The sequence below is a fragment of the Thauera propionica genome, from assembly GCF_002245655.1.
GTDB lineage: Bacteria > Pseudomonadota > Gammaproteobacteria > Burkholderiales > Rhodocyclaceae > Thauera > Thauera propionica.
Window position 1 is genome coordinate 1 of record NZ_NOIH01000014.1, and the last position, 22318, is coordinate 22318.

The 22318-nt window shown below is 68.1% G+C and carries 24 protein-coding genes and 1 other RNA gene; 11 read left to right on the forward strand and 14 right to left on the reverse strand.

Features of this window, described 5'->3' with window-relative positions; genetic code table 11:
* The 5 genes from CGK74_RS12095 to CGK74_RS12115 form a co-directional block, all read right to left on the reverse strand.
* A partial coding sequence (locus CGK74_RS12095; protein WP_133091854.1) for a retention module-containing protein occupies positions 1–539 on the reverse strand: 539 nt, incomplete at its 3' end.
* 154 nt (positions 540–693) lie between these two features.
* Positions 694–1038: a hypothetical protein gene (locus CGK74_RS12100; RefSeq protein WP_094268736.1), complete on the reverse strand. Its 345-nt coding sequence runs from the start codon at positions 1036–1038 to the stop codon at positions 694–696.
* A 3-nt stretch (positions 1039–1041) separates the two neighbouring features.
* Entirely contained in the window at positions 1042–1662 is a 621-nt protein-coding gene (locus CGK74_RS12105; protein WP_094268737.1) for a LuxR family transcriptional regulator, read from the reverse strand.
* Between the two features lie 2 nt (positions 1663–1664).
* Positions 1665–3044: an HlyD family type I secretion periplasmic adaptor subunit gene (locus CGK74_RS12110; RefSeq protein WP_094268738.1), complete on the reverse strand. Its 1380-nt coding sequence runs from the start codon at positions 3042–3044 to the stop codon at positions 1665–1667.
* Entirely contained in the window at positions 3044–5197 is a 2154-nt protein-coding gene (locus CGK74_RS12115) for a type I secretion system permease/ATPase (RefSeq protein WP_240498708.1), read from the reverse strand. Before CGK74_RS12115 ends, CGK74_RS12110 begins: the two co-directional genes overlap by 1 nt.
* Before the next feature lie 310 nt (positions 5198–5507).
* Here CGK74_RS12115 and CGK74_RS12120 point away from each other — a divergent pair, with 310 nt between their 5' ends.
* On the forward strand, positions 5508–5888 hold the full coding sequence (locus CGK74_RS12120; RefSeq protein ID WP_165770082.1) for a PilZ domain-containing protein: 381 nt from the start codon (positions 5508–5510) through the stop codon (positions 5886–5888).
* A gap of 18 nt (positions 5889–5906) precedes the next feature.
* Here CGK74_RS12120 and CGK74_RS12125 read toward each other — a convergent pair whose 3' ends face one another.
* From CGK74_RS12125 to CGK74_RS12140, 4 genes are read right to left on the reverse strand one after another with little or no spacing between them, the layout of a single operon-like run.
* Positions 5907–6542, reverse strand: a complete 636-nt coding sequence (locus tag CGK74_RS12125) for a DUF3299 domain-containing protein (RefSeq protein ID WP_094268741.1) — start codon at positions 6540–6542, stop codon at positions 5907–5909.
* A gap of 1 nt (position 6543) precedes the next feature.
* Positions 6544–7830, reverse strand: coding sequence for an ABC transporter permease (locus CGK74_RS12130; RefSeq protein ID WP_094268742.1), 1287 nt, complete (start codon positions 7828–7830; stop codon positions 6544–6546).
* On the reverse strand, positions 7827–8510 hold the full coding sequence (locus tag CGK74_RS12135; RefSeq protein WP_240498709.1) for an ABC transporter ATP-binding protein: 684 nt from the start codon (positions 8508–8510) through the stop codon (positions 7827–7829). The genes CGK74_RS12130 and CGK74_RS12135 overlap by 4 nt, the downstream gene beginning before the upstream one ends.
* Positions 8511–8563: 53 nt before the next feature.
* Entirely contained in the window at positions 8564–9127 is a 564-nt protein-coding gene (locus CGK74_RS12140) for a DUF2796 domain-containing protein (protein WP_094268744.1), read from the reverse strand.
* Positions 9128–9211: 84 nt separating this feature from the next.
* On the opposite strand from CGK74_RS12140, the gene CGK74_RS12145 reads away from it, so the two are divergent.
* The 5 genes from CGK74_RS12145 to CGK74_RS12165 are packed head-to-tail and all read left to right on the forward strand — an operon-like array spanning position 9212 to position 12577.
* A complete protein-coding gene (locus CGK74_RS12145) occupies positions 9212–9676 on the forward strand; it encodes a Fur family transcriptional regulator (protein ID WP_094268847.1) in 465 nt (154 codons plus the stop codon).
* The gene (locus tag CGK74_RS12150; RefSeq protein WP_094268745.1) at positions 9673–9873 is read left to right on the forward strand and encodes a hypothetical protein; all 201 of its coding nucleotides are present in this window, start codon (positions 9673–9675) and stop codon (positions 9871–9873) included. Before CGK74_RS12145 ends, CGK74_RS12150 begins: the two co-directional genes overlap by 4 nt.
* A 1-nt stretch (position 9874) precedes the next feature.
* Positions 9875–10714 (forward strand): metal ABC transporter ATP-binding protein, encoded by an 840-nt coding sequence (locus CGK74_RS12155; protein ID WP_094268746.1) that lies wholly within the window; start codon positions 9875–9877, stop codon positions 10712–10714.
* Between the two features lie 37 nt (positions 10715–10751).
* On the forward strand, positions 10752–11618 hold the full coding sequence (locus tag CGK74_RS12160; protein WP_094268747.1) for a metal ABC transporter permease: 867 nt from the start codon (positions 10752–10754) through the stop codon (positions 11616–11618).
* Positions 11619–11653: 35 nt separating this feature from the next.
* Positions 11654–12577 (forward strand): metal ABC transporter solute-binding protein, Zn/Mn family, encoded by a 924-nt coding sequence (locus CGK74_RS12165; RefSeq protein ID WP_094268748.1) that lies wholly within the window; start codon positions 11654–11656, stop codon positions 12575–12577.
* Positions 12578–12612: 35 nt separating this feature from the next.
* Here the strand turns inward: CGK74_RS12165 and CGK74_RS12170 are convergent, their stop codons facing one another.
* From CGK74_RS12170 to ilvD, 5 genes are all read right to left on the reverse strand, one after another.
* Positions 12613–13419 (reverse strand): sulfite exporter TauE/SafE family protein, encoded by an 807-nt coding sequence (locus CGK74_RS12170; RefSeq protein ID WP_094268749.1) that lies wholly within the window; start codon positions 13417–13419, stop codon positions 12613–12615.
* 148 nt (positions 13420–13567) lie between these two features.
* Positions 13568–13750, reverse strand: a non-coding RNA gene (ssrS, locus tag CGK74_RS12175) — 6S RNA.
* 24 nt (positions 13751–13774) lie between these two features.
* A complete protein-coding gene (locus CGK74_RS12180; protein WP_094268750.1) occupies positions 13775–14071 on the reverse strand; it encodes a cell division protein ZapA in 297 nt (98 codons plus the stop codon).
* An 11-nt stretch (positions 14072–14082) separates the two neighbouring features.
* On the reverse strand, positions 14083–14277 hold the full coding sequence (locus CGK74_RS12185) for a hypothetical protein (RefSeq protein ID WP_094268751.1): 195 nt from the start codon (positions 14275–14277) through the stop codon (positions 14083–14085).
* 36 nt (positions 14278–14313) lie between these two features.
* The gene (gene ilvD / locus CGK74_RS12190; protein WP_094268752.1) at positions 14314–16164 is read right to left on the reverse strand and encodes a dihydroxy-acid dehydratase; all 1851 of its coding nucleotides are present in this window, start codon (positions 16162–16164) and stop codon (positions 14314–14316) included.
* Between the two features lie 98 nt (positions 16165–16262).
* Here ilvD and CGK74_RS12195 point away from each other — a divergent pair, with 98 nt between their 5' ends.
* From CGK74_RS12195 to CGK74_RS12215, 5 genes are all read left to right on the forward strand, one after another.
* Positions 16263–16952: a YceH family protein gene (locus CGK74_RS12195; RefSeq protein ID WP_094268753.1), complete on the forward strand. Its 690-nt coding sequence runs from the start codon at positions 16263–16265 to the stop codon at positions 16950–16952.
* Positions 16953–17000: 48 nt separating this feature from the next.
* Positions 17001–17783: a prolipoprotein diacylglyceryl transferase gene (gene lgt, locus CGK74_RS12200; RefSeq protein WP_094268754.1), complete on the forward strand. Its 783-nt coding sequence runs from the start codon at positions 17001–17003 to the stop codon at positions 17781–17783.
* Between the two features lie 164 nt (positions 17784–17947).
* Positions 17948–19330: a malonyl-CoA decarboxylase gene (locus CGK74_RS12205; RefSeq protein ID WP_094268755.1), complete on the forward strand. Its 1383-nt coding sequence runs from the start codon at positions 17948–17950 to the stop codon at positions 19328–19330.
* 74 nt (positions 19331–19404) lie between these two features.
* Positions 19405–21855 carry a putative bifunctional diguanylate cyclase/phosphodiesterase gene (locus tag CGK74_RS12210; protein ID WP_094268756.1) on the forward strand — a complete coding sequence of 817 codons (2451 nt, stop codon included), beginning with the start codon at positions 19405–19407 and terminating at the stop codon, positions 21853–21855.
* Between the two features lie 12 nt (positions 21856–21867).
* The gene (locus CGK74_RS12215) at positions 21868–22317 is read left to right on the forward strand and encodes a hypothetical protein (protein ID WP_206186243.1); all 450 of its coding nucleotides are present in this window, start codon (positions 21868–21870) and stop codon (positions 22315–22317) included.
* Position 22318 lies beyond the last annotated feature (1 nt).

Here is a 22318-nt window from a genome sequence, read left to right on the forward strand (position 1 = left end):
TCAGTCGTCGGCGGTTCAGTCGTCGGCGGTTCAGTCGTCGGCGGCACTGCTTCCTCGGTACCCTCGTCTGCAGTGCCGCCTTCGATTTCCTCAATCAGGTTCGCCGCCTCATTCGGGAAGGCGAACGCCAGCGGGTCGACGTTCTCGACAATGCGCAGCAGACGCACGAAGTCGTTACCTTCGCCACCGCTGCCACCGCTCAGGCCGGCGGCCGGATCTTCAAGCAATTCGTTGAGATCCGCACCTTCCGCCAGCGCCTGCAGCACCTCGGCCACCGAGGCGTCGGCGACGGCGGCGGCCGGCGCATCGGCGCGGGCGGTCTCGACCATCTCGCCACTGAGCGCGACGGACTGGTTCTCCACCACCGAGAACAGCTCGCCATCCGCAAGGGCCAGCTCGACGCGGGCACCCGCCCCCGTCACCACCGTCTCGCCTTCATACAGGGCGTCGCCCGCCTTCAGCAGCCGCAGACTACCGTCCGCCGCACGAGCCTGAACGCTTCCGCTGACTGCCACAACCGTTGCAATGATGCTGGCCATTTTGCGTCTCCTTGCGCTGCGGGGCGGACGGTATGCGACCGCCGCCCGCGATCTGTCGATTCACGTTTTGAGGCTACGCGGGTCGCCCCCGCGGGGACATTGGACGGAGGTACGAGGGCCGTGAAACGCGTCACGCCGCACGGTCGAAACGACCTCAGATGAGGTGTTCTTCGTCGTCCTCGAGCAGCCTCAGCTGGCGGTGCGCGGCACGCGCGTTCTCGCGCGCGAGCAGCTTCTGCTGCGCGGCCGGCGGAAAGTCGGTGAAGCGAATCACGGAGCGATCGATGAGCAGCTCGATCAGGTCCTCGAGCACGCGCACCAGGCCGAGGTCCGTCGCGCGCAGCTCATCGTCCGCACCGACCTGCGCGAGAAAGCGGGCCAGCTCGGGCGAGGCCGGGTCGATGGCCTCCCAGGAGCTGCCCGCCGGATCGTCGGTGTCCGGTGCCTCCGCGCGCACCGCGACGATCGCGCGATCACTTCCACGCTGAACGTAAGCCATCTTTCAGCCCGCCAGATCAGCGTCGGCGCCATGACCGAGGCGCAGCATGAGTTGCAGGCGATCGCGCACGCCAAGCTTGGAGAACACCATGCCGAGATGCGCCTTCACCGTGCGCTCGGCGATCCCGAGACGCTCGGCGACTTCCTTGTTCGACAGCCCGTCGGCGACGGCGCGGGCGACCTCGAGCTCGCGCGCCGACAGCGAATCCAGCTCGCTGGCCGCCGGTCGCGGCGGCAGGGCCGACGCCAGTGTGCCAAGGAGGCGGCTCATCAGCGCTTCGCCCAGCCACAGGCCGCCGTGCGCGACCACCAGCCCGACCTCACGCAGCAGGCCGGGGCTCGCCGCGATATGGCAGTAAGCGCGTGCGCCAGCGGCAAGGGCATCGCGCGCCTCGCCCACCTCGGGCACGGCAGACATCACCACCACCGCAGCCTGCGGCGCGCGCTGGCGCAGTGCGGTGAGCGTCGCGCGCCAGTCCGGCCCGGATGCGGGCAGCCACAGCACGGAGCCACTCGGCAACGCCGCCGACAGGTCGGATACGGCCAGGGTTCGCCCCTCCGGGAAGGCGCCCTGCCAGCGAGCGGTGAGTTCGCCGGGCGCGCCGGCAATCAGGTAGTTGTTCATGATCAGCGCTCCGTCAATGCATTGGCCTTGGCACGCAGCACAGGTTTCAGGAGGTAGGACAGGATGGTCTTCTTGCCCGTCAGCACGTCGACCTGGGCGACCATGCCCGGAATGATCGGCAGCCCCTCGCCCAGCACCGTTTCCCGGGTGCGGACGCGGACCACGTAGAAGGTGTTGCCGCGCTCGTCGGTGACGGTGTCGGCACTGATGTGCTCGACCTCCGCCTCGAGGCCGCCGTAGATCGAGAAGTCGTAGGCGGTGAATTTCACCATTGCCGTCTGTCCCGGGCGCAGGAAGGCGATATCCTGCGGCTTGATCCGCGCTTCCAGGATCAGGGCATCGTCCAGCGGCACGATCTCGACGATCTTGTTGCCCGGCTGGACCACCCCGCCGACGGTGTTGAGCAGCAGCCGCTGCACCGTGCCACGCACCGGGGAGCGCAGTTCCGCATGCTTGACCTTGTCCTGCAGGGCGCGCGCGCCTTCCGACAAGGTGCCCAGCCGCGCCAGCGTGTCCGAAAGTTCGTTGCGCAGCTGGTTGCGCACATTGAGCTCGACTTCCTCGATCTTGCGCTGGGCCTCGTCGATGCCGGCGCGCACGCGCGAGATCTGCGCCGCGGACTGATTGCGGTCGCCGCGCAGGCGGGCCAGTTCCCGTTCGAGCCGCAGCAGCTCCACTTCGGACACGGCACCGGAATTGATCAGCGGCCGGGTCACCTGCAGTTCGCGCTCGACCAGTTGCAACGCACTGTTCGCCTGCTGGTTGCGCGCCTGCGCCTCGTTCAGTTCCTGGCGGCGCTGGTTGAGCTGCTCGCGCGCGATCGACAACTGGGCCGCCATCTCGGCACGGCTCGATTCGTACAGCCGCCGCTCGTGCGCGACGATGTCCGGCGCCGCCAGTTCCACTTCGGGCGGCGGCGCGAACGGCGTGCCCTGCGTCAGCGCCTCGAGGCGGGCAGCCTTTGCGCGCAGTGCATGCGAGCCGGCCTGGCTCTCGCGCAGGTGCGATTCGAAGCGGGTGGAGTCGATGCGCAGCAGGAGCTGGCCGACATCGACCACATCGCCCTCGCGCACGGCGAGTTCCTCGACCACGCCGCCATCCACCGCCTGCACCACCTGGAGTTGCGAGGACGGCACGACGCGGGCCTCGCCGCGCGTCACCTCGTCGATTGGCGCGAAGGCTGCCCACGCGATCAGTGCCAGCACCAGCACCAGACCAACGCGCAGCAGCACGCGCGCGCGCAGGGGTTCCTGCTGCAGTCGCACCCAGTCCGCGTCGTCGGCCCAATCCAGGCGTTCGGCGCGCGGTGGCAGCACGCTGCGGCGGGTCGCGTCGTGCGCGGGCACAGGGGGCGGCAGCGGCCGCATCTCGGGCGCACCCATCACGACGCCCTCCCGACCCGGCCTTGGCGCAGCGCATCCATGACCTGCTTGCGCGGCCCGTCGGCCACAACCCGGCCACCATCGATGACGATGATGCGATCGACCAGATCGAGCAGCGAATTGCGGTGCGTGACCACCACCATCGTGCGGCCGTGAACGAATTCACCCAGCCGCTGCTTCACCTGTTCCTCACTGGTGTGGTCCATTGCCGCAGTCGGCTCGTCGAGCAGCAGGATCGACGGCGAATGCACCACCGCGCGGGCGATGCCCACCGCCTGGCGCTGGCCGCCGGAGAGCGATTCGCCGCGCTCGCCGACAGGCATGTCGAAGCCCTGTGGATGGGCATTGGCGTGCTCGAGGATGCCGCCGATGCCGGCCGCCCGCACCACGTCCTCATCCTCGGCGAAGGGTACGCCGAAGGTGATGTTGTCGCGCAGCGTGCCGTAGAACAGCGTCACGTCCTGGCTGACGTAGCCGATCTGGCGGCGCAGCTCGGCCGGATCGAGCTGGCGCAGGTCGATGCCGTCGACCAGCACCGCGCCCTGCGTCGGCCGGTAGAGCCCGAGGATGAGCTTCTCGATCGTGCTCTTGCCCGAGCCCACGCGCCCGATGATGGCCACGTGCTCGCCGGCGCGGATGCGGAACGACACGTTGCGCAAGGCCTCGGCAGTCTGGCCGGGATAGCTGAAGGCCACGTCACGGAACTCGATGTCGCCGCGCAGGTGGCCGCGCGAGATGAAGCCGCGGCCCTCAGGCCGCTCGACCTCGCGCGCCATCATCTGGTCGAGCGAGCGCAGCGCGGTGAAGGCGTTGTGATACTGCATCAGCAGGCCGACGACCTGCCCCGCCGGCGCCATGGCGCGCGAAGACAGCAGGTAGCAGGCGATCAGCCCGCCCATCGACAGCTTGCCGTCGGCGATCAGATACACGCCGAGCGCGATCATCGCCACACTGACGGTCTGCTGCACGAAGGCGGCACCATTCATCGCGCTCGACGCCAGCAGGCGCAGGCGCGCGGTCGCATGGGACAGCAACGCCACGCTCTGCTCCCAACGGCGCTGGATCACCGATTCGGCGACCTGGGTCTTGACGGCCTCGAGCCCGACCAGCCCTTCGACCAGCCCGGCATTGCGGGCGGCGCTGGCGCGATAGGTGGTTTCCGCCAGCTCGCGCATGCGACGCTGCATCGTCGCCGCGTAAAGGGCCAGCAGCGTCACGCCGATCGCAAAGGGCAGGATCATCAGCGGCGCGATCCAGGCAATCACCAGCAGGAACAGCAGGGCAAAAGGGAGATCGACGAAGGCGACGACGGTGGCCGAGCCGATGAAGTCGCGCACCGACTCGAAGGCGCGCAGGTTGGCCGCGAACGAACCCGCCGAGGCCGGCCGCTCCTCCATGCGCATGCCCAGCACGCGCTCCATGATGTGGGTCGAGATGCGCACGTCGGCCCGGCTGCTGGCAAGGTCGACGAAATGCCCGCGCAGCGTGCGCAGCGCCACCTCGCCCACGAGCACGATCATCAGACCGGCAGCCAGCACCCACAGCGTCTCGAAGGCTTGGTTCGGCACCACGCGGTCATACACGTTCATGACGAACAGCGGCATCCCGATGGCGAAAAGGTTGATCAGGAAGGCCGCGACAAGTACGTCGCGGTACAGGCTTCGGTTGGCGGCGATCTCGCTCCAGAACCAGTGCGCGCCCTTGCGCGTGGTGACTTCGGGCGCGCGTGCATCGAAGTGGACGCGCGGTCGGGCGTAGAGGGTCCGGCCGGCATAGATGGCCTCGAGTTCGGCGCGCGGCAGCTCGACGGCAGTGTCGCCCAGTTCGGGGAAGATCAGCCGCGCCCGCGCCCCATCCTCGGTCCACCCGGCCAGCACGCAGGCGCGGTTGTCACGCAGCAGCAGGATGGCCGGCAGCAGCGCGCGGTTCAGCGCGTCGAGCGACGCAGCCACCACCTGGCTGCTCATGTTCGCGCGCCGCGCGGCGCGATCGAAGAGGGACGGCGTCAGGCCGTCCGGCCCAACCGGCAGCCCGGCAAGCAGCGAATCCGCCGTTGCGGTCAGCCCATGCAGGTTAGCCAGCACGAGCAAGCATTCGAGCAGGTCGTTGGCACGGGTCTGGCGCGAGGCGCCGGCGTCGCCGGCCCCATGCACGTGCCGCACCTGCGGCGAGGGCTGCGGCGCTTCAATACATCCAACAGAATCAACAGCTTCGGGTTTGCGCACGATGAAATCGTCAAAACCATGACGCGATTCATTATCAAACCCACGCTCCATGATGGCGAGCGCTAAGTCACCGCAAAGCGGTACAAAGTCACCGGCCGCGGTGCTTCAGCGGGCGCGCAGGCTCGATGCGCCTGAACGGAGGACGGAATTGCGGCGCAGGCGCGCATCGCCCACAATGGATTCGTCCCGTCCGCCCCGAGCGTCTGCCCCTTCCAACCCGCTTTTGCCGGAGCCCTGCATGCAAGCCGACCAGCGTCGAGCCCACGTCCGCGTCCCCTTCATCGAGGACGCCATCCTGATGCTCGAGAATGAAACCGCCACCTGCGAGCTGCACGACATCTCGCTGAAGGGGGCGCTGATTCTTGCGCCGGCCAGCCCGGATCTGCGGGTGGGCGCACCGTGCACGCTGCATATCCGCCTCGGTGACGACGACAGCAGCGTGATCGAGATCCGCGGGCACATCGCGCGCAGCGGCGAAGACCACGCCACGCCGCTGGCCGGCATCGCGTTCGAGGATATCGATGTGGACAGCATGACCCACCTGCGCCGGCTCATGGAGTTGAACCTGGGCGACCCGGCACTGATGGAGCGCGAGCTGTCCGCCCTGCTCCACGACTGAGACGGCCCCCAACCCGGCTCAGCGCGGCAGCGGGTCCTTGTATTCCTCGACCTTCATGCCGCGCATCTGGTAGCCGGCGCTGCCCATCTCGGACTCGACGCGACCGACGTTCAACACGCCATTCACCCACACCGGCGACATGTTCAAGCCCGCCGGCACGGGTTTGTCCGGAATCACGTGGATGAGCTGGTTGGCAGGCGGTGGCGGCACATGCACGCAGGCGCCGAAATAGGGCACGAGCAGGAATTCGCGGATGGTCTTGCCATCGCTCTCGAGCGGCACGACGAAGCCGGGAATGCGCACCTGCTGGCCCGAGAAGCGATCGACCACCGGCGCACGATCCCATTCGGCACGCATGCGCGCCATCACTTCGGTGGCCCGCGGATCGTTGTCCTGCAGGGCGTCGAGATCCAGATCAGCGAAGAATTTCTGCGGGTCCCAGTCGGCCGGGATCAGGTCGTCCCAGCTGATCTCACGAAAGGCCGCCTTGCCCGCAGCCTTGCCGCCCTTCGCAGGCGCAGCGAGGCGGTCGCCGACCTTGTAGTCGCCCCCTGCCGCACCCCCGGACTGCGCGGCGGCTGACGCCGACAGGCCGACGCCAGCCACCATCAGGACGGCCACGACGACCGATTGCAAACGTCTCGAATAAACCATCTCAGATCCTTATCGTCAGGCCGTCGGCCAGCGAGTAACGGTAGGCCCGCCAGGCCGGCACCAGGCTCGCCAGCAGACTGGCTGCAATCACGGCGCCCAGCAGACGCCACTCGCCTGCAGACGGCCCGCCCAGCCCAAGGTTCAAGCCCCAGGTGGCAGCCAGCCCGGGCGCCGCCAGCGCGCCCGCACCATATAGCAGACCGAGACCGAGCACGATGCCCGCCAGCGACAGAAGCACGCTCTCGAGCGCAAGCAGCGCGAACACCTGCGGCGGGCTGGCCCCGAGCGCGCGCAGGATCGCCAGTTCACGCCGGCGCTCGCCCAGGCTCGCAACCACCACGGCGACCAGGCCCGCCAGCCCCACCACGACCACCAGTGCCGACACCGCCAGCAGCGCCCGCTCGGCGACGCCGACCAGCGACCACAGCTCCTGCAGCGTGGCGCCCGGCAGGATCGCGGTCAGCGGCTCCTCGCCCATCGTGTTGATCTGGCGCTGCACGCGGAACACCGCGATGCGGCTGTCGAGACCGACCAGCGCCGCGGTCACGGACTTCGGACTCAGGTCGAACTTGCGCACATGTTCGGGCCCGATGGCGAGGCCCGGGATCGGCGCGCCGCCATGCCAGTCGACATGGATCGCCTCGATGCCCTCGAGCCCCACCAGCACCGCCCGGTCCACCGGTGTACCGCTACGCGCCAGCACGCCGACGATGGTGAAGGGCTTGTCGGCATGGTCGGCGAAACGCGGCCCGCCCTCCCCGCCCAGGCTGCCATGGCTCAGCACGATCCGCTGGCCGACGGCGTAGCCGAAGCGCGCCGCGACCTCGGCGCCGACGACCGCCTCGAACAGCCCGTCTGGCGCAGGCGCGAACGCTTTCCCCTGCGCAAAAGCCAGCGCGCGGCCCTCGCCGTGGCGGTAGTGGCGGAAGAAATCGTCCGTCGTGCCGACCACGCGCATGCCACGGTGCGAGTCCCCGAGCGACAGCGGCACCAGCCACTTCACCTGCGGCAGCGCCGCGACGCGCTGCATGCTCTGCCACGACACGTTGTTGCTGGCGTGACCGATGTGGAACACCGAGTACAGCAGCAGCTGCACTGCCCCACCGCGCGCGCCGACGATCAGGTCGGTGCCCGACACCGTCTGCGCAAAGCCGTCGCGCGCATCGTTGCGCACGCGCTCCACCCCGAGCAGCAGCGCGACCGACAGCGCGACCGCGACCACGGTGAGCAGCGCCGACAGACGCCGGTTGGCGATGCTGCGCAGGCTCAGGCTCAACAGCGGCGTCATGCCGCAGCCTCCCCGGAAACCGCAGCCTGGTTGATCTGCGCCAGGTCGACGATGCGGTCGAAGTGGCGCGCCAGGCGCAGGTCATGGCTGACGAAGAGCAGGGCCGCACCGGCCTCGGCGCATTCGTCGAGCAGCAGGTCGATGAAGGCCTGCTGGCGGTCGGCATCCAGCGCGGACGTCGGCTCGTCAGCGACGATCAGCCCCGGTCGGCCGATCAGGGCACGAGCAGCGGCGACACGCTGCTGCTGACCGACCGACAGTTCCGCCGCCGACCGATGCAGCACGTCGCCGAGCTCGAGCCGGCTCGCCAGACGCTGGGCTTCGGCTTCTGCCGACGTACCGCGCACGGCCAGCCGTGCGCGCCGTGCGGCGGAGAACCGGCAGGCAAGCAGGATGTTGTCGCGCGCTGACAGATAGGGCAGCAGGTTGAAGAGCTGGAAGACGAAACCCACGTGGTCGGCACGAAAACGGTCGCGTACCCCCGCCGACAACCGCGCCAGCGGCTGCCCCGCGACGCTGACCGTACCCGCCTGCGGCAGGATCACGCCGCCCACCAGCGACAGCAGCGTGGTCTTGCCGCTGCCGCTCGGGCCACGCAGGAACACGCGCTCGCCGCCGCCGACGGCAAACTGCTCGATCGCCAGGCAGTCTCGCGCCGCACCCGGCCAGCGGTAACGCATCGCTGCCACTGCGACGGCCGGCACATCTCGCCCCGCAGCCGTCTGTCGCTGCATCACAGGGGCAGCTCGGCCCGATCGGCCGTCAGCACTGCCGCGCCCTGCCCGCGGGCAGTCGCCCGCTCTGTCCGGAGTTCGCGCAAGCGGGGGAACGCGCCAAACAGCCCGACGCCCAGGCTCTCCAGTGCCGCCGGACGGGCGCAATCGAAACGGTATGCCGCCACCAGTTCCGCGTGCCCGTCACCTGCCGGCGCGGCATGTGCATGGGCGTGGTCATGGCCATGATCGTGGCGCCTGCCCTGCAGCCAGGGCGAATCGAGCGCGACATCCGTCAGGCGGCAATCGGCCGCCGCGGACGGCTGGAACAGCCCGGCACCGTTGCGCAGCACCGCCTCGGCGTCGGCCATCGCCTTGCGTTCGGCCGGCGTGCGGGGCTTGTGCTCGAAGCCCACCAGGCTGTCGAGCGGGCTGGCGAACTCGACGATCAGCGCACTGCCGTCGGCCACGACACGCAACTCGGCGACACCGTGTTCATGCGGTGCATGCGCATGCTGGGCCCGGGCGGGTGCGCTCGCGACGATTCCCGTGAGCACGACGGCGGCAAGGACTGCAGATTTCATGTCTTCTCCCAAAACGGTAGCGTACTGACGATCGATTCAAATGCTACAATGTTGCATCAAAAGCCGGCCCACGACCAGACTGCCATGCCTGATTACGCGCCTCACAGCCATCCTCACCCGAGCGCCCGCGACCTCATTGCCGCCCACGGCGGTCGCGTTACGCGCACGCGTATCGCGGTCATCGAGACGCTGCAGGCCGCTCAGCATCCGCTGTCGCACGACGAGATCGGCGCCGCACTGGCGGCAGCCGACATCGCTCACGACCGCGTCACGCTTTACCGCGCGCTCGACTGGCTGGTCGAGCAGGGCATCGCCCAGCGCATCGCCGGCGGCGAACGCGCATGGCGCTTCGAGATCCGCCACGACGGCGCGCACCGCCACGCCCATTTCCACTGCGACCGCTGTGGCCAGATCCTGTGCCTCGAGGAGGTCCCAACCGAGACCAGCCCGGCACTGCCTGCGGGCTTCGAGCTGGACCGTACCGAACTGGTTCTCCATGGCGCCTGCGCCGACTGCGGACGACAGGGCGCAAAGGCCGGCACGCGATGACGACGCCGACCTCGCACCTGCACGAGCACGCCGGCGGCCACGATCACCCGCCGTCCCACGCGCATTCGCACTTGCCGCGGCTGGCGCGCGCCTTCCCGCCACGCAGCCTGCTCGGCCTGGGCGTGCCCGCCCGCCTCGGCCTCGCATCACTCGCCACCGGCCTGCTGTGGCTCGCCGTGCTGTGGGCGTTGAACTGAAATGCATCCCGTTCCTCCGCCGCTGATCCGCATCGAGAACCTCACGCTGGGCTACGACCGCCACCCGGCGGTCCACCACCTGAACGGCGACATTCCCGCGGGTGCGCTGGTGGCCGTCATCGGCCCGAACGGCGCCGGCAAGTCGACCCTGCTCAAGGGGCTGGCCGGTGAGCTGCGCCCCATCGGCGGCCGCATCCTGATGCCGACGCTGCCGCCCGGCGCGCTGGCCTACCTGCCGCAGCGCGGCGAGATCGACCACAGCTTTCCGGTGTCGGTATTCGATGTCGTCGCCATGGGGCTGTGGCGCGAAGTGGGCGCCTTCGGCGGCCTGTCGCGCGCGCAGCGCCAGCGGGTGCGCGACGCGCTGGCCGCGGTGGGCCTGTCGGGCTTCGAGTCGCGGCCGATCGGCTCGCTGTCGGGCGGACAGTTGCAGCGCGCGCGCTTTGCCCGCCTGATCCTGCAGGACGCACCGCTGATCCTGCTCGACGAGCCCTTCGCCGCCATCGACAGCCGCACGGTGGACGATCTGGTGCAGCTCATCCTCGACTGGCATCGCGAGGGCCGCACCGTGCTGACCGTGGTGCACGATCTCGAGCAGGTGCGCCGCCATTTTCCCACCAGCCTGCTGCTGTCGCGCGAGCCGGTAGCCTTCGGCCCGACTGCCCAGGTGCTCACGCCCAAGATGCTGGCGCGCGCTCGCCGGCTGTCCGAGGCCTTCGACGAAGACGCCCCCGAGTGCCACATCGAGCTGCCCGAAGGCAGCGCGCCCGCGGAATCCGAACCGCAGGTGCATCAACACGGGCACGGACACGAGCCCCCCGAACACAACCACCGTCACTGAGCGCACCGCTCCGCCGCCCATCCGAGTTGCCCACGACGTGATCGAATTCCTCGTTTCCCCGTTCACCGACTTCGCCTTCATGCGCCGCGCGCTGGCCGGTTGCCTGGCGCTCGCGCTCGGCGCCACGCCGGTCGGCGTGTTCCTGCTGCTGCGCCGCATGAGCCTGATGGGCGATGCGATGAGCCACGCCATCCTGCCTGGCGCGGCGCTGGGCTATCTCGCCTTCGGCCTGTCGCTCGGTGCGATGACGGTCGGCGGCATCGTCGCCGGCCTGGTCGTGGTACTGGCCGCCGGTCTGGTGACGCGGGCCTCGGTCCTGAAGGAAGACGCCAGCCTCGCCGCCTTCTACCTGCTGTCGCTGGCAGCGGGCGTGATGATCGTGTCGCTGCGCGGGCGCAACCTCGACCTGCTGCACGTGCTGTTCGGCTCGGTGCTGGCGCTGGACGACGGCTCGCTGCTGCTGATCGCCTCGATCGCCACCGTGACGCTGTTCTGCCTGGCGCTGCTGTTCCGGCCGCTGGTGATGGAGTGCTTCGACCCCGCCTTCCTGCGCGGTGTCAGCCGCTGGTCGCCGGTGGCGCACTACGGCTTCCTGATGCTCGTGGTGCTCAACCTGGTCAGTGGCTTCCATGCGCTCGGTACGCTGATGGCAGTCGGCATCATGATCCTGCCGTCGGCCGCCGCGCGCCTTTGGGCGAAGGGCCTGCCAATGCTGCTCGCGCTGGCCGTGCTGTTCGCCTTCGCCAGCGGCGTGACCGGCCTGCTGCTGTCCTTCCATGCCGACGTCCCCGCCGGGCCGGCCATCGTCCTGGTATGCGGCGTGGTCTATTTCATCTCGCTGCTCGCCGCGCCGGGCGGGCTGCTGGTGGGCCGACTGCCGGTCCGCCATCACCTCAAGTCCTGATTCCCTACCCTCCCCTGTCTCCCGGAAACACTGCCATGACGCACGCCCGCCCCCTGCTGCGCCGGTTCGCCGGCCTCTGCACACTGTTCGCCCTTTCGAGTTCGGCCGCCCTGGCCCAGACCCCGCAACTCGAGGTCACGGCCAGCTTCAGCATCCTCGGCGACCTGGTCCATCAGGTTGGCGGCGACAAGGTCCGGGTGCGCACCCTGGTCGGACCCGACGAAGATGCTCACGCTTTCCAGCCACGCCCATCGGACGCGCGCGACATCGGCGCCTCGGCGCTCGTCGTGGTCAACGGGCTCGGCTTCGACGACTGGATGACGCGGCTGGCGCGCTCCGGCGGTTACAAGGGCGAAGTGGTGATTGCCAGCAAGGGCGTGAAGACGCTCGAGATGGACGACCACGGCCACGACCACAAGCACGGGCATGCCGCCGATCCGCACGCCTGGCAGGACATCGGGAATGCGCAGCAGTACGTCGCCAACATCGCTGCAGCGCTGGCTGCCGCCGACCCCGCCAACGCGGAGACCTACCGGAACAACGCCGAACGCTACGGCGGCGAACTGAAGGCCCTCGACGCCGAAATCCGCAGCGCCTTCGCCGCGCTGCCGGCCGAGCGCCGCAAGGTCGTAAGTTCACACGACGCCTTCGCCTACTTCGGCGAGGCCTATGGCATCCGCTTCCTGTCGCCGGTGGGCGTGTCGAACAACGCCGAGCCAACCGCCAAGGGTGTCGCCCGCCTGATCGGGCAACTGAAGAAGGAGAAGATCCCGGCGGTCTTCATCGAGAACGTCGCAGATCCGCGCCTGATCGAGCGCATCCGCGCCGAAAGCGGCACCCGCGTGGGCGGCACGCTGTATTCGGATGCCCTATCCGCTTCAGGCGGCCCGGCGCCCGATTACCTGTCGATGATGCGCGCGAACTTCAGGGCGCTGCACGAAGCGCTCGCCACCCAGTAAGGCAGCGACGGCCGGGGAATCGCCCCCGGCCCGCCTCAGCCAAATACGCTGTGCAGCATCTTGGCGCACAGCGCCATCAGCAGGCCGGCGAAGATCTTCTTCAGCGTGGCGACAGGCAGGCGGTGCGCAAGCGACGCGCCGATCGGCGCCATCCACATGCTCACCAGCGCCACCAGTACCAGCGCAGGCACATAGACATAGCCGAGCGTGAGCGGCGGCGTGCCCGGCGCATTCCAGCCATTGACCAGGTAGCCGATCGTACCGGCAATGGCGATCGGCAAGCCGATGGCCGCCGAGGTGCCGATCGCGTTCTGCACCTTGACGTTGCACCAGGTCATGAAGGGCACGGACAGCGAGCCGCCACCGATTGCCACCAGGGCCGACACGCCACCGATACCCAGTCCGGCGACTGTCATGCCCGCCGCACCGGGCAGGTCACGGCTGGGCTTGGGCTTGATGTTGAGCAGCATCTGGATCGACACGTAGGCCATGAACACGGCGAAGAAGATCGCCAGCGCCGCCGTATTGACCCGGGACGCGATGAAGGTCGCGCCGAACGTGCCGGCGAGGATGCCCGGCGTGATAAGGCGCACCACGTCCCAGCGCACCGCGCCATGCGCATGGTGCGCACGCAGGCTGGATACCGAGGTCAACACGATGGCGGCCATCGATGTGCCGAGCGCCATATGCACGACCTGCTCGAGCGGAAAGCCCTGCGCCAGGAACAGCGTGGTCAGCATCGGCACCATGATGCCACCGCCGCCGACGCCAAGCAGGCCGGCGAAGAAACCGACCGCCGCCCCCAATACGGGGTAGGTCAGCCACCAGATATCGAAAGTCATGCCCGTTGATCCATCAGTACGAAGGCGGCACGGCCGCCAAGGCGCGGGACTATTCCCGCTTCGACGCCGGAATGCAAGGCCTGGCCACGGCACACTGGCACCCCGTTAACGAAAAAAGCGCAACCGTACAACTGGCTGCGCTTTTGTCTGGCCCCCCGCCTGTGCCGTCTCCGCCGGGCATCCTGAACCATGGGTTCAGGGAGGTCGCATCCCTTCCGCTTCAGGATCACCCGCAGGGGGCGTTCACACCAGCGGCATCGATGGTCAGCAACCGTGTCTCTCGACTATTGGTTCAAGGAATCTACGACTTCGACGAACACTGCAGGGGATTGATCGGTATTGCGTATTGGCACCCTCAGAAGAGTTTTTCCTGCTGGGCCAGCACCCCATCGAGGCGTGCTTTCATGAGTCCGATTCTACGCTTCACGCCCGGCATGTCAAACCCGTTACCACGCTGGTGCTGCAGAAACTCATGGGCGATGTTGAGGGCGGTCATGACCGCCAGCTTCTCGCCGGATGCGTTCGACTTGGCGCCAAGTTCGCGGAACTTGTCGTCAAGATAGGCGACGGTCGCCAGCAGCTCGTCCCTCGTCTCGGGGGTGCAGGAAACGCGATACTCCTTCCCGAGCAACATTACGTCCAGATGATCCATCGACACGTCCTTCAGGCCTCCGGCAGTTTGTCGAGCAGGGCTTCGAGGCGCCCGATCGCCAGCTTGAGCTTGGCAGCAAGCTGGCGATTCTCCGCATCGAGCTGGGCAACGCGACCGTGCAGGCCGATGTTCTCGGCCTTGACGCGGTCGTGCAGGCTGATCAGTTGCTCGAGCTGGGCTTCGAGCTGGGCGAGTTCGCTATCCATGGCGCCGATCGTAGACAGGGGATTCCGGACGGTCAATCAGCGCTGGACCTGGGTCACGTCGCGCACCGCGCCGGTGTCGGCCGAGGTCGTCAGCGCGGCGTAGGCCTGCAGCGCGGCCGAGACGGCGCGCTGGCGATTCACCGGCTTCCATGCCGCACTGCCTTTTGCTTCCATCCCGGCGCGGCGCGCCGCAAGCTCGGCGTCGGCAACAGCGAGGTGGATACGGCGGTTCGGGATGTCGATCTCGATGGTGTCGCCGTCCTCGACCAGCGCAATCGCACCACCGCAGGCCGCCTCGGGCGAGGCGTGGCCGATCGACAGGCCGGAGGTGCCACCCGAGAAACGGCCATCCGTCAGCAGCGCGCACTCCTTGCCCAGGCCGCGGCTCTTCAGGTACGAAGTCGGGTAGAGCATCTCCTGCATGCCAGGGCCACCCTTGGGGCCTTCGTAGCGGATGATGACGACGTCGCCGGCCTGCACCTGCTCGCCGAGAATGCCTTCGACCGCATCCTCCTGGCTTTCATAGACGCGCGCCTTGCCGGTGAACTTCCAGATGGATTCATCCACGCCGGCGGTCTTCACGATGCAGCCCTTCTCGGCGATGTTGCCGTACAGCACGGCAAGGCCGCCGTCCTGGCTGAAGGCGTGCGCCTTGTCGCGGATGATGCCTTGAGAGCGATCCATGTCGAGCTCATTCCAGCGCCGGTCCTGCGAGAACGCGACCTGCGTCGGCACGCCGCCGGGCGCCGCGCGATAGAGGGTGAACACCGAGGTGTCGTGCGCCTGCATGATGTCCCAGCGCGACAGGGCTTCGGCCATGGTCTTGCTGTGTACGGTCGGGACGTCGCGGTTGAGCAGGCCGGCGCGATCGAGCTCGCCGAGGATGCCCATGATGCCGCCGGCGCGATGCACGTCCTCGATATGCACGTCGGCCACGGCGGGCGCCACCTTGCACAGGCAGGGCACGCGGCGGCTGATGCGGTCGATGTCCTTCATCGTGAAGTCGACGCCGGCCTCGCGCGCCGCCGCCAGAAGGTGCAGCACGGTGTTGGTCGAGCCACCCATCGCCACGTCCAGGCTGATCGCGTTCTCGAAGGCCTTGAAGCTGGCGATCGAGCGCGGCAGCACCGAGGCGTCGTCCTTTTCGTAGTATCGGCGAGCGAGGTCGACGATGCGGCGGCCCGCTTCCTTGAACAGCTGCTCGCGGTCGGCGTGGGTCGCCAGCGTGGTGCCGTTGCCCGGCAGCGACAGGCCCAGCGCCTCGGTGAGACAGTTCATCGAGTTGGCGGTGAACATGCCCGAGCACGAACCGCAAGTCGGGCAGGCGGAACGCTCGATAGCGTCCACTTCCTCGTCCGAACAGTTCTTGTCCGCGGCCTTCACCATGGCATCAACCAGGTCGAGCGAAATGACCTTGGCCTCCCACTTGACCTTGCCCGCTTCCATAGGCCCACCCGAGACGAAGATCGCCGGAATATTGAGGCGCAGCGCGGCCATCAGCATGCCCGGGGTGATCTTGTCGCAGTTCGAGATGCACACCAGCGCATCGGCGGTGTGGGCGTTGCACATGTACTCGACGCTGTCGGCGATGAGCTCGCGCGAGGGCAGCGAATACAGCATGCCGCCGTGACCCATGGCGATGCCGTCATCGACCGCGATGGTGTTGAATTCCTTGGCGACACCGCCTGCGGCCTCGATCTCGCGCGCAACCAATTGGCCCAGATCCTTCAAATGCACGTGACCGGGCACGAACTGGGTGAAGCTGTTGGCGATGGCGATGATCGGCTTGCTGAAGTCTTCGTCCTTCATGCCCGTGGCGCGCCACAGGGCGCGGGCACCAGCCATGTTGCGGCCAGCGGTGGAAGTGCGGGAACGATACTGGGGCATGACGACGCTCCGGAAAAGCTGCGGGAAAGCGTGTGATTCTAACGCGGGCGACGAAGCATGCGTATCATCCGGGCTCTCGACTTTCGCCAGGAGCCGTCATGCAGGACACCCCCGTCACCGACACTGCCAGCGAACCGGGCTTCGACCTCGATGCTGCCGAGATTCGCGTGCTCGGCGTGCTGATCGAGAAATCCTTCATCACCCCCGACGCCTACCCGATGTCGGTCAATGGCATCGTCACCGGCTGCAACCAGCTTACCGCGCGCGAGCCGGTGATGAGCCTGTCCGAATCCGAAGTCCAGGCCGCGATCGACAGCCTGATCGGCCGCCGCCTCGTCGCCAAGCGCGACCAGCCCAGCGCACGCGTCGCCAAGTACGAACACCTTGTGCGCCTGCGCCATTCGCTGCCGCCCGCCGAACAGGCCGTGCTGGCGATGCTGATGCTGCGCGGCGCGCAGACCGCCGGAGAACTGCGCCAGCGCTGCGAGCGCCTGCACCGCTTCGACGACATCGCCGCGGTGGATGCGGTGCTCGAGCATCTGGCGGAGAAATACCCGCCGCTGGCAGCCGCCCTGCCGCGCGCACCTGGCACCAAGGAAACGCGCCACGTCCATCTGCTGGGTGGCCAGGCCGCCGTCGACGAGATGGCCGACAGCCTGCAGTCCGGTGGCGGCTCGAGCGTCGGCCGCGGTCGCGTTGCGGAACTCGAGGACGAGATCCGCCGTCTGCGGGAAGACTTCGATGCCTTGCGGCGCGAGTTCGACACCTTCCGCCAGCAGTTCGACTGATCGCAAAGGGGCCTGCCATCACGGCCCCGCCCAACCCTGCCCACGCCCATGCTGACCCACCCGCAATTCGACCCCATCGCCCTTTCCATCGGTCCGCTCTCGGTACGCTGGTACGGCCTCATGTACCTGATCGCCTTCGTGCTCTTCGTCGTGCTCGGGCGTCTGCATGCGCGCCGCCGCCCCGAGCTGGGCTGGAATGCGCAGATGATCGACGACCTGCTGATGTACGGCGTGCTGGGCGTGATCGTCGGCGGCCGCCTGGGCGAAGTGCTGTTCTTCCAGCCCGGCTACTACCTGCAGCATCCGGGTGAGATCCTCGCCATCTGGAAGGGCGGCATGAGCTTCCATGGTGGCTTCCTCGGCGTACTGGCGGCGATGTGGTTGTACGGGCGGCGTCACGGCAAGGGCTTCTGGCAGGTCACCGACTTCATCGCGCCGCTGGTACCGACCGGCCTGGCGGCGGGCCGCATCGGCAACTTCATCAACGGCGAACTGTGGGGCCGACCAGTGGAGGCGGACCTGCCGTGGTCGATGATCTTCCCTTGGGTGGACGCCTTGCCGCGCCACCCGTCGCAGCTTTACCAGGCGATGGGCGAGGGCCTGCTGCTGTTTGCGCTCCTGTGGTGGTACTCGGCCAGCCCGCGCCCCGTGCGCGCAGTGTCAGCCGTTTTCCTGATCGGCTATGGCAGCCTGCGCTTCGCCGCGGAGTTCTTCCGCACGCCAGACCCCGGCATCTTCGGCACGCTCGCGCTTGGTCTGTCCACCGCGCAATGGCTGTGCGTACCCATGGTCATCGTCGGTGCGGGCCTGCTGCTGCACAGCCGTCGCTGAACCGGCTCGGCTGGCCACGAGTCGAACCGAACGGGGAACGCCGACGGCTTCGGGGCCGTGAAGAAGGTCCTGCCATTTCCTTCCTTTCCTGCCCATTTCGGGCCCAAGACGGGCGCCCCGCGTTATGATCCGTGGAAACACGCATGACGTATGAGGGGGAACACATGACGGCCGCAGGACTGGTTTCGCGAAGCCTTTCGAGGATGCGTCAGCTGGTCGGCGGGCAGGCCAGGCGCGACGCCGAGCCGAGCACCCGCGACCTTGAGCGCATCCGCAGCCAGCTGCAGGAGTGCGCCGAAGGACGGGGCGGCGAGATCTCGACGCGACAGCGCGCCGCAAGGCTCGCCGAGACCTATCTCCGCCTCGACGATGCCGGTCGCCGCGCGGTATTGAAGATGATCGCGCTCGAGTTCGGCCCCGACCCGGCACGCGTCAACACCGCGCACAAGGCCTACCAGGCTGCCGTCGGCACCCCCGGCCAGTGGGACGCGGAGGCCCAGCTCAGGGCCGCGATGCGTTCCCGCCGGCTGCGCATCCTCACGCAGTTCAACGCCATTCCGCAGGGCGTCAAGTTCCTGGTGGACCTGCGCGCCGACCTGTTGCGCTTCGTTGCCGACGAGCCGCTGCTCAAGCCGCTCGACCGCGAACTGGAAGCCCGTCTGTCGGCCTGGTTCGACGTCGGCTTCCTGGAGTTGCAGCGCATTACCTGGAGCTCGCCCGCCGCGCTGCTCGAGAAGCTCGTCGAGTACGAGGCGGTGCACGAGATCCGCTCGTGGGACGACCTCAAGAACCGTCTCGACTCCGACCGCCGCTGCTACGCCTTCTTCCATCCGCGCATGCCGCTCGAGCCGCTGATCTTCGTGCAGGTCGCGTTGCTCGAGGACCTGGCCGACGACGTACAGCGGCTGCTCGACATCGAGGCTCCGCTCACCGACGCGAGCAAGGCCACGACGGCCATCTTCTATTCGATCAGCGCCACGCAGACCGGCCTGCGCGGCGTGTCCTTCGGTAACTTCCTGCTCAAGCGCGTCGTGGACGACCTGCAGCGCGACTTCCCGCGCCTCAAGACCTTCGCCACGCTGTCGCCGATTCCCGGGCTCGTGCGCTGGGCGCAGAAGAATCCTCAGGAGCTCGCCGCGGCGATCACGCCCTCCGACTGGAAGCGCCTCGCCGCAGCCGGCATCGACAGCCCGGACTCGCCACGCCTTGCCCGCATTCTCGAGGCCAGCGCGGAATGGACCGAGGACGAAGCGCTCGCACGCGCCCTGCGCGACCCGTTGCTCAAGCTGGCGGCGCGTTACCTGGTGCATGCCAGCCGCGACGGCAAGCCGGTGGATGCAGTCGCCCGCTTCCACCTCGGCAACGGCGCCCGCGTCGAACGCCTCAACTGGCTCGCCGATACCTCGGCCAAGGGCCTCGGCCAGTCATGGGGCATCATGGTCAATTACCTCTACGACCCCGACCGCATCGAGACCAACCTCGAGGCCTTCGCCAGCGAGGGCCGCATCGATGCCTCCGCCGCGGTCAAACGACAGGCGCGACGCTGACACGACAACCGGCCCCATGACCCTCTCCCGCCCGCGCCCTCCACGCCAAGCCCCTGCGCGCTGAGAACCCAAGCATGCGCCTTCCCTTTCACCGCGCATCGATCCGGGTCCGCCTGCTGCTGGCCAGCACGACCGTGCAGGTCGTATTGCTGAGCCTGCTGCTCGCCAACAGTGTGCGCCTGATGAACGACGCCGCATCGGCCAGTCTCGACACGACCATCAGCCAGAACGCCAGCATGCTGCATGCGATGGCGACGGCCTACGGAGAACAGCAGCGCTACGAGGCGCTGGAAGACGTGCTCGGCGAACTCCTGGCAGGCACGACGGAAGGCCTGGTCTACGTGCGCATCGTCGCACCGGACCAGACGCCGCTCGTCAGCGCCGGGCTACCCGACATGGCGCAGCTCCCCGCGGCGACCGAGCCGGGTACCGGATTCTTCTCGCGCCTGCGCGGTGATGGACTGGTGCATGTGCGCCACCCCCTGCTGCTGCCGCGCAACGAAGTCGGATTCATGCAGTTCGGCGTTTCAGTGCAGACCCTCGCCGCCGCCCGGCGCGCGATCACCGAGCAGGGCCTGGTGATCGCCCTGGTCGAAATCGCGCTGACTTTCGTGCTGCTGTCGACTGTCGGCTACTTCCTCACGCGCAATCTCGGGCGCCTGCTGGCGGGCAGCCGGGCGATTGCCGACGGGCATCTCGACCACCGCGTCCCGGCGCGAGGCGACGACGAACTGGCAGTCATCGCCCGCCACTTCAACATCATGGCGTCGACCCTGCAGCGGCGCGTCGCCGAACTGCAGGAGAGCGCCGCGCGCCTGAAGGCCAGCGAAGAACGCCATGCGCTGGCCATGCGCGGCGCCAACGACGGCCTGTGGGACTGGGACATCCCGACCGGTACAGCCTATTACTCGGACCGCTTCTGCGAGATCCTCGGCCTCGCACCGGGTACTCTGCCGAACGTGCCCCAGGCCTTTCTCGAATACATCCACCCGGACGACGTCGCCCTCTACCGCGAACGGATGGTCGCCCATCTCAAGGGCGAAAGCAGCCAGTTCATGATGGAACACCGGGTACGCCAGCCGGCCGGCGACTACCGCTGGGTACTCACCCGCGGCGTCGCGCGCCCGAACGGCAAGGCGCGCGTCGGCCGCATGGCGGGCTCCATCAGCGACATCGACCAGCGCAAGCGGGCCGAGCAACAACTGATCCATGATGCGCTGCACGACGGGCTCACCGGCCTGCCGAACCGAGCGCTGTTCATCGAGCACGTCAACCACGCGCTTGCCCAGCGCCGCCGCGACGAAGGTTTCCAGCTGGCGGTACTGGCGATCAACGTCGAACGCTTCAGCCTCGTCAATGACAGCTACGGCCACGCGGTCGGCGACGATCTGTTGCGACGCGTGGCCAACCACATCACCTCGTTGATGCGCGAAGGCGACGTCGTCGCCCGCGTCGGCGGCGACCAGTTCGCCGTACTGCTCAACGGCCTGCAGAATTCCGCCGAAGCGCTGCGGATCGGCGAGTCGCTGATCGCGCTGCCTGCCTTCGTGGTGCGCAGCGCCGACCGCATCCTGCATCCACGCTGCCGGATCGGCGTCGCCCTCAGCGAGGACGACGAGGATGCACAGGGGCTGCTGCGCGATGCCGACAATGCCTTGCACAAGGCCCGGCAGAGCGAATCGGCGCCGATCGAGTTCTTCCATGCCTCGATGCACGCGCAGGCCGTCCGGGCCCTGCAACTGGAGTCCGACCTGCGCTGGGCGCTCGCCCATGGCGGACTCGCAGTGCATTACCAGCCCATCGTGTCGCTCACCACGCGCCGGACCTCCAGCTTCGAGGCGCTGGTACGCTGGCCGCACGCCACCCATGGCCTGCTGTCGCCGTCCGAGTTCATCCCGCTGGCCGAGACGCTGGACCTGATCCACGACCTCGGCATGGAGGTACTGCGCATCACCTGTGCCGACCTGCGCCGCTGGCGCGATGCCGCGCCCGACGCGCCGCCCGCGCGAGTGAGCGTCAATCTTTCTGCGCGCCAGCTGGCACGCCCGATGCTGACGACCGAGCTGCTCGCGGTCATCGACCGCCATGGCGTCGCGCACGACCAGATCCGCTTCGAGGTCACCGAAAGCCTGCTCGCACATCCGGCCGGACCAGCGATGAAGACGCTGCGCGACCTGCGCTCAGCCGGCATCGAGATCCTGATCGACGATTTCGGCACGGGTTACTCGACGCTGAGCTACCTGCACACGATGCCCTGCAACCAGGTGAAGCTGGACGGTTCCTTCGTGCGTTCGATCACCGAGGATCTCCGGTTGCGCGCGATCGTCCGCCGCAGCATCGAGCTTGCGCACGACCTCGGCATCGCCGTCGTCGCCGAATGCATCGAGGACGAACGGCAACTCGAGGTCCTGCGCGCCCTGGGCTGCGACTTCGGCCAAGGCTATCTTTTCGCGCGCGCGATGGACCGTGACGCCGCGCAACAATGGCTGCGCGGCGAATCACCGTCGCGACAAGCTGCGCACTGAAGGATGCGGCCGATGCCATCCTCCTCCCGCCGCTCCGTGCTCCGGACCTGGATCGCACGCTGCGCGGCGCTGGCGGCTCTGCTGGCGCCTGCCGTACATGCGGAGGTGATTCTCGTCACATCGGCCGATTCGAATGTGGACACGCTGAGCCGCGAGGAGGCCGAGCAGCTGTACCTCGGCCGCCGATCCTCGCTTGCCGACGGCCGCCCCCTGCTGCTGCTGGACCTGCCGCCGGGCCCGGTGCGCGATCAGTTCTACCGCCTGCTGACGGGGAAGAACCCGAGCCAGATCCGGGCTTACTGGTCGCGCATGGTCTTTACCGGCCGTGCCCTGCCGCCACGCGAATCCGTCAGCGTCGAAGACGCCCGCCGCTTGCTGCTGGAGAACCCCGGCACGGTCGGTTATCTCCCGGACACCTTCGCGAGCGACCCAAGCCTGCACATCCTGCTCCATCTGGAGTAGC